General features: G+C 74.2%; 1 protein-coding gene (cut by a window edge). It reads left to right on the top strand.

Annotated features, from left to right (window positions below; genetic code table 11):
- Positions 1–12 precede the first annotated feature (12 nt).
- Positions 13–12,470 carry the 5' end (the start) of a type I polyketide synthase gene (locus S1361_RS34405; RefSeq protein WP_243769404.1) on the top strand. It continues 15,229 nt past the right edge of the window, so 12,458 of the gene's 27,687 nt are visible here — the first part of the coding sequence; the start codon lies at positions 13–15; its stop codon lies off the right edge, out of view.

A 12,470-nucleotide genomic window follows, 5' to 3' on the forward strand; every position in this document is an offset into this window, starting at 1 on the left:
AATGGAAGCGACATGGATCGTGCGATGGGCAACGAGCAGCGCCTTCGGGACTACCTGAAGCGTGCCACCGTCGACCTTCGGCGCACCCGGCAGAAGGTGCAGGAACTGGAGGAGGCGGCGGCCGAGCCCATTGCCATCGTCGGCATGGGCTGCCGTTACCCCGGTGACGTGCGCGGCCCCGAGGATCTGTGGGCGATGCTGGAGCAGGGTGGCCACGGCGTGACCGACTTCCCGGCCGACCGGGGCTGGGACCCGGAGGCGCTGGGCACGTCCTCGACGCTGTCGGGTGGATTCCTGCACGACGCCACCACGTTCGACGCCGACTTCTTCGGCATCTCACCGCGTGAGGCGCTGTCCATGGACCCCCAGCAGCGGGTGCTGCTGGAGACGACGTGGGACGCGCTGGAGCGCGCGGGCATCGACCCTACGGGCCTGAAAGGCACTCAGACCGGCGTGTTCGTGGGCGCCATGCCCCAGGAGTACCGGGTCGGTCCGGCCGACGACATCGACGGGTACCGGCTGACCGGTAACACGTCCAGCGTGATCTCGGGCCGTCTGTCGTACTCCTTCGGACTGGTCGGCCCGGCCGTCACCGTGGACACCGCGTGCTCCTCCTCGCTGGTCGCGCTGCATTTGGCGGCCCAGTCGCTCCGGGCGGGGGAGTGCGACCTCGCGCTGGCCGGCGGCGTCACCGTCATGTCGAGCCCGCTCACCTTCGTCGAGTTCTCCAAGCAGGGCGGTCTCGCCGCCGACGGGCACTGCCGTTCCTTCGCCGAGTCCGCGTCCGGCACCGGCTGGGCCGAGGGGGTCGGCGTGCTCGTGCTGGAGAAGCTGTCCGAGGCACGCCGACGCGGGCACACGATCCTCGCCGTGGTACGCGGCTCGGCCGTCAACCAGGACGGCGCGTCCAACGGCCTGACCGCCCCCAACGGGCCCTCGCAGATCCGCGTCATCGAGCAGGCGCTGCTCAACGCGCGGCTCTCCGCCGACCAGGTCGACGTGGTGGAGGCGCATGGCACCGGCACGACGCTGGGCGATCCGGTCGAGGCTGAGGCGCTGCTCGCCACCTACGGCCGCAACCGCCCCGCCGACCGTCCGCTGCTGCTCGGCTCGGTGAAGTCCAACATCAGCCACACGCAGGCCGCCGCCGGTGTGGCAGGCGTCATCAAGCTGGTACTGGCGATGCGCCACGGAATGCTGCCGAAGACGCTGCACGTCGACGCACCGACATCCCATGTGGACTGGTCCGGCGGGTCGCTGGCGCTCGCGACCGAGAACACGCCGTGGCCCGCGGAGGCGGACCGTCCGCGCCGTGCCGCCGTCTCCTCGTTCGGGCTGAGCGGCACCAACGCGCACGCCATCATCGAGCAGGCACCTGCCGACGAGGACCAGGCGTCCGACGAGGACGAGCCGTCCGTCGGTGACGTCGTGGCCGGCGCGGTGCCGCTGCTGGTGTCCGCGCGTACCCGTGAGGCTCTCGGGCAACAGGCGGAGCGCCTGCTGTCCGCGGTCGACTCCGGCACCCTGGCCGACACCGCCTTCTCGCTCGCGACCACTCGCGCCGCGTTCGAGCACCGCGCCGCCGTCGTGGCGACCGATCACGAGCAGGCCCGGGCCGCGCTGGCGGCGCTGGCGGCCGGCGGGACGCCGGCCGGGCTCGTCTCGGGTGTCACGCGCGGCAAACCCAAACTGGCCGTGGTGTTCACCGGCCAGGGCGCGCAGCGCGCCGGCATGGGCCGCGGACTGTACGACCGCTTCCCGGTGTTCGCCGCGGCACTGGACGAGGCGTGCGCGGCGCTGGACGCCCACCTCGACCGCCCGCTGCGCGAGGTCATGTGGGCCAGGACGGCACGTACGCTCAATCGCACGGAATACGCCCAGCCGGCGCTGTTCGCCGTCGAAGTCGCGCTCTACCGGCTGGTGGAGTCGTGGGGCATCAAGCCGGACTACCTCGCCGGCCACTCCATCGGCGAGCTGGCCGCCGCGCACGTGGCCGGTGTCCTCGACCTGACCGCGGCGGCGGCTCTCGTGACGGCACGCGGGCGACTGATGCAGGCGCTGCCCGCCGGCGGCGTGATGACGTCCGTGCGGGCGTCCGAGTCCGAGGTCGCGCCGCTGGTCTCCGGGCATGCCGGCACCGTGTCGATCGCGGCCGTGAACGGCGTGCGGTCGGTGGTGGTCGCGGGCGAGGCCGACGCGGTCGCCGAGATCGAGGCGGCACTGGTCGAGCGGGGGCACAGGCCGAAGCGGCTGCGGGTGTCGCACGCGTTCCACTCGCCGCTGATGAACCCGATGCTGGACGAATTCCGCGCGGTCGCCGAGGATCTGACGTTCCGCGAGCCGTTACTGCCGGTCGTGTCGACGGTGACCGGTGAGCAGGCCACTGTCGAGCAGCTGACCAGCGCGGACTACTGGACCGACCACGTGCGCCGTCCGGTCAGGTTCCACGACAGTGTCGGCTGGCTGCGCGAGCACGGAGTCGGCGCCTTCCTGGAGCTGGGCCCGGACGGGGTGCTCACCGCGATGGTGCGGGAGGACTTCCCGGACGCCGGCGTGGTCGCGACGCTGCGCGGGGCGCAGCCCGAGGACGCCGCCCTCGCGGCCGCGGCTGCGGGTCTGCACACGCTCGGTGTCCCGCTGCGCTGGGCCGACTACTTCGCAGGCACCGGCGCCCGCCGCGTCGATCTGCCGACGTACGCCTTCCAGCGCCGCCGCTACTGGCCGCGTGACGCTCACGCCTCGCCGGGAGACATGCGCGCCGCCGGACTCGGCTCGGCGAACCACCCCCTCCTCGCCGCTGCCGCGTCCCTGGCGGACTCGGACGGCGTGCTGCTCACAGGCCGGCTCTCCGTGGCGTCGCACGCATGGCTCGCCGACCACGCCGTCCGCGGCACGGCCGTGCTCCCCGGCACCGCGCTGCTCGAACTCGCGGTGCGAGCCGGAGACGAGGTCGGCTGCGGCCGGATCGAGGAGCTGACGCTCGCCGCGCCGCTGGTGCTGCCCGACCAGGGCGGCGTACAGGTACAGCTGTGGATCGGCAGCCCGGACGCCCATGGCCACCGCACCCTCACGGTGTACGCGCGGTCCGACGCGGGCGACGCCACCGACTCGGGCGAGGACCGCCCCTGGACCCGTCATGCCGACGGCGTCCTGGCCCCCGGTGAGCAGGCCGGTTCCTTCGATGCCGCTGTGTGGCCGCCGGCCGGGGCGGAGGCGGTCGGCCTCGACGGCTTCTACGAGCGCGCGGCCGAGGCGGGGCTGGAGTACGGACCGGCGTTCCGTGGCCTCGCCGCGGCCTGGCGGGCCGGCCCGGACGGCACGGTCGCCGCCGAGGTCGAGCTGCCCGAGAGCGTCGCGGCCGAGGCGCCGTCCTTCGGCATGCACCCGGCGCTGCTGGACGCCGCCCTGCACGCGGTCGCCCTCACCGGTCTCGGCGACGGCGGCGCCATGCTGCCGTTCTCATGGGAGGGCGTGCGCCTGCACGCCACGGGTGCGACCGCGGCCCGCGTGCTGCTCGTGCCGGTCGGCGATTCCGCGGTGTCGATCGAGGTGACGGACGCCGCCGGCGCGCCGCTGCTGTCGGTGGCGTCCCTGGCGCTGCGGCGTCTCGGGGACGAACGCCTGGCCGCCGAGCCAGGCAGGGACGCGCTCTTCCGGCTGGACTGGGCGCCGGTGTCCGGTGGAACGGCGCCCGAGACCGTTGCGGTCCTCGGGCCGAGCGCCCCCATGCTGCCCGGAGTGGAGGTGCTGGTCGCCGCCGGTGTCGCCGACCTGCCCGGCGTGGTGCCGCCGGTGGTGCTGGCACCGGTGCCGACGGGCACGGGTGACCCGGTGGCCGATGCGCACGCGAACGCCGTCTGGGCCACGGGCATCGCACAGGACTGGCTCGCGGACGAGCGCTGCGGTGGCTCCCGTCTGCTGTTCCTCACGCACAACGGCGTGGCCGTGCGGCCGGAGGACACGGTCGACCCGGCTCAGGCGGCCGTGTGGGGTTTCGCGAGGGCGGCCGAGGCGGAGAATCCCGGACGGTTCGGTGCGATCGACGGCGTCTCGGTGCCGGCCCTCGGTACCGGCGAGCCGCAGACGGCGGTGCGGGACGGCGAGGTGCTCGCCGCCCGCCTCGCCCGTGTGCGGTCCGCCGACCACGGTGCCGCGGACTGGGGCGACGGTGCCGTCCTGGTCACCGGTGGTACGAGTGGTCTCGGCGCCCTGGTGGCACGGCACCTCGCCGAACACCACGGTGTGCGGCGGCTGGTCCTGGCCGGCCGCCGCGGTGCTGCCGCCGAGGGCGCTGCGGAGGTGGCGGCCGGGATCGCCGGGCTGGGCGCGCAGGTGACGTTCGCCGCCGTCGACGCGGCCGACCGGGACGCGCTGGCCGCCGTGTTCGCCGCCGAGGGGCCTGTCACGGGCGTCGTGCACGCTGCAGGCGTCCTCGACGACGGCGTCCTGCCCTCGCTGACGGCCGACCGCATCGACGCCGTGCTGCGGCCGAAGGCCGACGCGGCCTGGAACCTGCACGAACTGGCCGGGGACGTATCGGCGTTCGTGGTGTTCTCCTCGGTCGCCGGTGTGGTGGGCGCGGCGGCGCAGACGGCTTACGCGGCCGGCAACGCCTTCCTCGACGCACTGGTCACCCAGCGACGCTCCGAGGGCCTGCCGGGAGTGTCGCTGGCATGGGGGCCATGGACGCAGGAGACGGGCATGACCAGCTCCCTCGGCGCGTCCGGCATGCGCCGTCTGGCCCGTGCCGGCACGTTGCCGCTGTCCGTCGAGGACGGTCTCGCGCTGTTCGACGCGGCGGTTGCCGGTCCCGACGCCGTGGCGGTCCCGGTACGGCTCGACCTGCCCGCGCTGCGCGCCCGCGACGAGGTGCCGCCCGTGCTGCGCGCCCTGGTCCGGCCCCGGGCCCGCCGGGCCACCGCGGAGAGCGTCGCCGCGAGCGGCCTTGCGCAGCGGCTCGCGCGGCTGAGCGCCGTCGAGCGTGCCGACACCGTGCTGGAGCTGGTGCGGGCCCAGGCAACCTCCGTGCTCGGCCACACGGGCACCGATCGCATCGACCCCGACCGGACCTTTGGCGACCTCGGCTTCGACTCCCTGACGGCGGTCGAACTGCGCGGTCGGCTCGCGGCAGCCACCGGCCTGCGGCTGCCGGCCACACTCGTCTTCGACCGCCCGACCGTCGGCGCGCTGTCCGCGTACGTGCTGGACGAACTGCTCGGCGCCGAGGAGCCGGCCGAGTCGGTCACCGGGTCGACGGCCGTCACCGACGACCCGATCGTCATCGTCGGCATGTCCTGCCGCTACCCGGGAGGCGTCTCCTCACCGGAGGACCTCTGGCGGCTGGTCAGCGAGGGCGCCGACGCGATATCGGGCTTCCCGACCAATCGCGGCTGGGACCTGGACACCTTGTTCGATCCGGATCCCGACCACATCGGCACGTCGTACACGCGTTCCGGCGGCTTCCTGCACGACGCGGGCGAGTTCGATCCGGCCTTCTTCGGCATGAGCCCCCGTGAGGCGCTCGCCACCGATGCCCAGCAGCGCCTGCTCCTCGAGGCGTCCTGGGAGGCCGTCGAGCGGGCCGGGATCCCTCCCGCCGCGCTGCGCGGCAGCCGCACGGGTGTGTTCACCGGCGTCATGTACAGCGACTACGTCCACGCGCTCGGCGGCGGCGAGTTCGAGGGCCACCAGGGCACCGGCACGTCCCCGAGCGTGGCCTCCGGCCGTGTGTCGTACACGCTCGGCCTGGAGGGCCCGGCGGTCAGTGTCGACACGGCCTGCTCGTCCTCGTTGGTGGCGTTGCACCTGGCCGCGCAGTCGCTGCGTGCGGGGGAATGCTCCCTCGCCCTCGCCGGCGGCGTGACGGTCATGTCGACCCCGACGTCGTTCCTCGAGTTCTCCCGGCAGCGAGGCCTCGCCGCCGACGGCCGGTGCAAGGCCTTCTCGGACGCCGCCGACGGCGTCGCCTGGTCCGAGGGCGTCGGCGTCATCGTGCTGGAACGCATGTCCGACGCCCGCCGCAACGGGCACGAGATCCTTGCCGTGGTCCGCGGTTCCGCGGTGAACCAGGACGGCGCGTCGAACGGCCTGACCGCGCCGAACGGTCCGTCCCAGCAGCGGGTGATCCGGGCCGCGCTGGCGAACGCCGGGCTGTCGGCCTCCGACGTGGACGTCGTCGAGGGGCACGGCACCGGCACGGCGTTGGGCGATCCCATCGAGGCACAGGCGTTGCTGGCCACGTACGGCCGTGACCGGGAAGCGCCCTTGCTGCTGGGCTCGGTGAAGTCCAACATCGGTCACACGCAGGCGGCGGCGGGTGTCGCCGGGATCATCAAGATGGTACTGGCGATGCGGCATGGTGTCGTGCCCCGCACCCTGCACGTGGACGCGCCGTCGACGCAGGTGGACTGGGCAGCCGGCGCGGTGAAGCTGGTCACCGACCAGACCCCGTGGCCGGCCTCCGGCCGGCCGAGGCGTGCGGCGGTGTCGTCGTTCGGCTTCAGCGGCACCAATGTGCACACGGTCCTGGAAGCCCCGCCCGCGGTGGCGGAGTCCGTCCCGGAGCCGTTGACCACAGCCGGTGTCGTACCGGTGCTGGTGTCGGGGCGCACCCGGGACGCGCTGAGGGCGCAGGCGGAGCGGCTGCTGGCGTACGTCGACTCGGCCGATCCGCTGGACCTGGCCCACTCGCTGGCGACCACCCGTTCGCGGTTCGAACAGCGGGCGGCGGTGATCGCACCGGACGCCGGGACACTGCGTCGGGCCCTTTCCGCGCTGGCAGCCGGCCGGCCCGACCCGGCCCTGTCGGAGGGGGAGACGCTCCACGGCCGTACGGCCTTCGTGTTCGCGGGTCAGGGTGCCCAGCGGCTGGGCATGGGCCGTGAGCTGTACGCCAGGTTCCCGGTCTTCGCCGAGGCGTTCGACGCGGTGACAGCGGAGCTCGGCGAGGGCGTTCGCGAGGTGATGTGGGGTGAGGACGCGGAGGCGCTGAGCGAGACGGGCTGGGCGCAGCCGGCGTTGTTCGCGCTGGAGGTGGCGCTGTACCGGCTGGTCGAGTCGTGGGGCGTGCGACCCGACTTCCTGGCCGGGCACTCGGTCGGTGAGATCGCGGCGGCGCACGTCGCCGGCGTCCTGTCGTTGAGCGACGCTGCGGCGTTGGTCTCGGCGCGCGGCCGGCTCATGCAGGCACTGCCGGCCGGCGGCGGCATGACGGCCATCGAGGCCGGTGCTGACGATGTCGCCGCCGAGCTGGTCGAGGGCGTGTCCATCGCAGCGGTCAACGGTCCGCAGTCCGTTGTCGTGGCCGGTGGGACCGACGCGCTCGCCCGGATCGAGACGGTGTTCCGCGAGCGGGGCTGCCGTACGAAGGCGCTGCGGGTCTCGCACGCGTTCCACTCGCCGCTGATGGATCCGATGCTGGACGCGTTCCGGTCCGTGGTCGAGGGCCTGTCCTTCGGCGAGGCGCGGATCCCGCTGGTGTCCACCGTGACCGGCGTTGTCGCCGGTGACGAGCTGGCCACGCCGGAGTACTGGGTCAGGCACGTCCGGGAGGCCGTGCGGTTCGCCGACGGCGTACGGACCCTCGTGGACCGTGGGGTGCGCGCGTTCGTCGAACTGGGGCCGGACGGCACCCTCTCCGCGATGGTCGGGGACAACGCCGCCGATGTCGCCGCCGTCGCCACGCTGCGGGGCGAGCGGGACGAGGAGCGCGCCGCCGTCACCGCCCTGGCGCGGCTCGACACATGGGGCGTGCCCGTCGACTGGGCCGCCTTCTTCGCCGGCACCGGCGCACGCCGCGTCGACCTGCCGACCTATGCGTTCTGCCGTGAGTTCTACTGGCCCGAGGCCCGCACGCGGCCGCCCGGCGACCCGGCGGGCGACCGGCTGTGGGCGGCCGTCGACGAGGGCGACGCCGCCGGGCTCGCCGAACTCCTCGGCCTCGGCGAGGACCAGCGCAGCTCGCTGGACGCGTTGCTGCCCGCGCTGTCGTCGTGGCACCGGGACCGTCACGAGCGTGCCCTGCGCGACACGTGGCGCTACCGCGTCGAATGGGCCGCCTTGGCGGAGCACGCGGCGACCCTGTCGGGTGCCTGGCTGCTCATCGGCACGACCGAGCATCCCGATCTCGCCGAGGCGCTGCGGGCGCACGGCGCCGAGGTCCGCACCCTGGTGGTGACCGAACCCGACCGTGCCGCGCTCGCCGCTCGGCTCGCCGCGACCGGCGATCACACGGGGGTGGTGTGGGTGTCGCCGTCCGGGGAGGAACCGGCGGTGTTCCCGCTCGGACTGGCCCTGACCGTCACGCTCGCACAGGCGCTCGGCGACGCCGGCATCACCGCTCCGCTGTGGGTTCTCACGCGCGGAGCGGTGTCGGCGGCCCCCGGCGACCCGGCACCCCGCCCGTCGCAGGCCGCGGTGTGGGGTCTCGGCCGCAGCGTCGCGCTGGAGCATCCCGACCGCTGGGGCGGCCTGATCGATCTTCCCGCGGCGTGGAACGACCGAGCCGCCTCCCACCTCGCCGCCACCCTGGCCGGGACCGACGGCGAGGACCAGGTCGCGGTCCGGCCGGCCGGACGCAGCGGCCGACGTCTCGTGCGGTACACCGCTCCCTCGCCCGCCGGCGAGTTCACCGCTCGCGGGACCGTGCTCGTCACCGGGGGCACCGGTGGCCTCGGCAGCGAGGTCGCGCGCTGGCTCGCCCGTTCCGGTGCCGCCGACCTGGTGCTGACCAGCAGACGCGGCCCGGACGCGCCCGGCGCCGCCGAGCTCCGCGCCGAACTGGAGCACCTGGGCGCGCGCGTCGAGATCACCGCCTGCGACGTGGCCGACCGGGCCGCGCTGGCCGCGGTGCTCGCCGAGCACCCGGTGACCGGTGTGGTGCACACGGCGGGTGTCAGCGACATGAAGGCGCTCGCGGACACCACCCTCGCCGAGTTCGACTCCGTGCTGTCCGCGAAGGTGGCCGGCGCCGTCAACCTCGACGCCCTGGTCGGGGACGTGGACTTCTTCGTGCTGTTCGGCTCCGTCGCCGGCACGATCGGCAGCGGCGGCCAGGCGTCCTACAGCGCTGCCAACGCCTGCCTGGACGCCATCGCCGAGACGCGTGCCGCACGCGGCCTCAGCGCCACGTCCGTGGCGTGGGGACCGTGGGCCGAGACCGGCATGGCGACCGACGACGCCATGACCGCGAGCCTGCTGCGGCAGGGCCTGCGGTTCATCGCGCCGGCCGCCGGCATCGCCGAACTCCGCGACGCCGTCGTGCGCGGCGACACCACCGTCACCGTCGCCGACGTGGACTGGACGCGCTACGCGCCGGTCTTCACCGCCTCCCGTCCGAGCCCGCTGCTCGCGGCGCTGCCGGAGGCGGCGGCGCAGGCCGATGAACCGAACAGCCGCACGGAGTTCGCCACCCGCCTGGCCGCATTACCCGCCGAGGAGCGGGAACGGCAGCTCGTCGACCTGATCCGCACCGAGGCGGCCGGCGTGCTCGGCCACGGCTCCGTGGACGGCGTGCCGGAGCAACGGGCCTTCCGCGACGGCGGGTTCGACTCGCTGACCGCCGTCGAACTGCGCAAGCGCCTCAGCGGTATCACCGGACGTGCCCTGCCCAGCACCATGGTGTTCGACTATCCGACGCCGTCGGCGCTGGCGCGCTTCCTGGCCGGGGAACTGCTCGACGCCGACAGCGCCGCCGCGCGGGTGACCGCCGCGGCCGGCGCCCCCGACGAGCCCATCGCGATCGTCGGCATGGCATGCCGGTTCCCGGGCGGCGCCGCCACGCCCGAGGAGTTCTGGGCCCTCATCGAGGACGGCGTCGACGCCAGCAGTGAATGGCCCGTGGACCGCGGCTGGGACGCGACCGCGCTGTACGACGCCGACCCGGACAAGCCGCACACCACCTACACCACGCGGGGTGGCTTCCTGCACGACGCCGGCGACTTCGACCCGGCGTTCTTCGGCATCTCGCCGCGCGAGGCCCTGTCCATGGACCCGCAGCAGCGCCTGCTGCTGGAAACCTCGTGGGAGGCACTGGAGCGGGCCGGCATCGACCCGGCAGCACTGCGCTCCACCACGACCGGCACGTTCGTCGGCTCCAGCTTCCAGGAGTACGGCGCCCAGCACGTCGAGGACCTCGAGGCGCACGTCGTCACCAGCACCATCCCCAGCGTGCTGTCCGGCCGCCTCGCCTACGTGTTCGGGCTGGAGGGTCCGGCGGTCACGGTGGACACCGCCTGCTCGTCGTCGCTGGTGGCGATCCACCTCGCCGCGCAGTCGCTGCGCAACGGCGAGACCACGCTGGCGCTCGCCGGCGGCGCGACGGTCATGCCGAACCCCGGGCCGTTCACGGCGTTCAGCCGGCAGCGGGCGCTCGCCCTCGACGGCCGGTCCAAGGCGTTCGCGGAGGGCGCTGACGGCATGGCGCTCGGCGAGGGCGTCGGCATGCTGCTCCTGGAGAAGCTGTCCGACGCGCAGGCCAACGGCCACCCGGTGCTCGCGGTGATCCGCGGCTCCGCCGTCAACCAGGACGGTGCGTCCAACGGTCTGAGCGCGCCGAACGGGCCCGCGCAGCAGCGGGTCATCAGGCAGGCCCTGGCCAACGCTCGGCTGGCGCCGTCCGACGTGGACGCCGTGGAGGCGCACGGCACCGGCACCGCGCTGGGCGACCCGATCGAGGCCCAGGCGCTGCAGGCCACCTACGGCGTGGACCGGGACCCTCAGTGGCCGCTGCTGCTCGGCTCCGTGAAGTCCAACATCGGCCACACGCAGTCCGCCGCGGGCGTCGCCGGCGTCATGAAGATGGTGCTGGCCCTGCGAAACCGCGTGCTGCCGCCCACGCTGCACGCCGGGACACCGTCCTCGCACATCGACTGGAGCGCGGGCACCGTGCAGCTGCTGCACGAGGCCCGGCCGTGGGAGCCGGGGGAGCGGGTGCGCCGCGCCGCCGTGTCGTCGTTCGGCATCAGCGGCACCAACGTCCACCTCGTGCTGGAGGAATCGCCGGCCGTGCCGGCACCGGACGAGCGTGCGCCCGTGCCGGCTCCGGCGGTGCTGCCGCTCGTGCTGTCGGCGCGGTCCGCCCCCGCGCTGCGTGACCAGGCCGCCCGCCTGGTCGGCTGGAACGCGGACCCGGTCGATGTCGGCTACTCGTTGGTGACCTCGCGGTCGCTGTTCGAGCACCGGGCCGTGGTCCTCGACCGCGCCGCCCTGGACGGCTACGCCCGCGGCGGGGCCACGACCGAGGTGGTCGAGGGCGTGGCGGACGTCGAGGGCCGGACCGTGTTCGTGTTCCCGGGCCAGGGCTCACAGTGGGCCGGCATGGGAGCGCGGCTGCTCGACGAGTCGCCCGTGTTCGCGGAGCACATCCACGCGTGCGCCGCCGCGCTGTCGGAGTTCACGGACTGGTCCCTGCTGGACGTGCTGCGCCAGGTGGAGGGTGCGCCGGGCCTGGAGCGCGTCGACGTCGTACAGCCCGCGTCGTTCGCGGTGATGGTGGCGCTGGCGGCGCTGTGGCGGTCGCAGGGCGTGCACCCGGACGCCGTGGTCGGACACTCCCAGGGCGAGATCGCCGCGTCCGTGGTCGCTGGTGCGCTGTCCCTCGGGGACGGTGCCCGCGTGGTCGCCCTGCGCAGTCAGGCCATCGCACGGCGGCTGGCGGGCAGGGGCGGCATGATGTCCGTGCCGCTGCCCGCGGACCGCGTCGAGCCGCTGCTGCCTTCTGACGGTACGGTGCAGATCGCGGCCGTCAACGGGCCGGGTTCCGTGGTCGTGGCCGGCGCTCCCGCCGCGCTGGACGCGCTGTTCGACGCCCTGGCCGCGGACGGAGTCCGGGTGCGGAAGATCGCCGTGGACTACGCCTCGCACTCCGCCCAGGTCGAGGACATCCGGGACGAGCTGCTCGAACTCCTCGCCCCGATCATGCCGCGGACCGCCGAGGTCCCGTTCTACTCCACCGTGACGAGCGAGTGGCTCGACACCACGGTCATGGACGCCGACTACTGGTACCGCAACCTGCGCGGCACCGTGCACTTCGGTCCGGCCGTCACCACCCTGCTCGGCGAGGGCCACCGCGCGTTCATCGAGTGCAGCGCGCACCCGGTGCTGCGGATGGGCATCGCCGAGGCGGTCGACGCGGCCGGCGTGCGAGCCGTGGTGACCGGCACACTCCGCCGCGAAAGGGGCGGCCTGGACCGCGTCCTCACGTCCTTCGCCGAGGCGTTCGTCCGCGGCGTCGACGTGGACTGGGCCGCCCTGTACCAGGGCGGTCGCCGGACCGACCTGCCCACCTACGCGTTCCAGCACGAACACCTGTGGATCCCGGTGCCGTCCCCCGTGGTGTCCGGCGGTACGGACCCGGTCGAGGCGGACTTCTGGCGGGCCGTCGAGACCGGCGACCTGGCCTCGCTCACCACCGACCTCGCCGTGGACGAGGAGGCCCTCGCGGCCGTGCTGCCCGGCCTGTCGGCATGGCG

Origin of the sequence: Streptomyces cyanogenus (assembly GCF_017526105.1) — a bacterium.
Classification (GTDB): domain Bacteria; phylum Actinomycetota; class Actinomycetes; order Streptomycetales; family Streptomycetaceae; genus Streptomyces; species Streptomyces cyanogenus.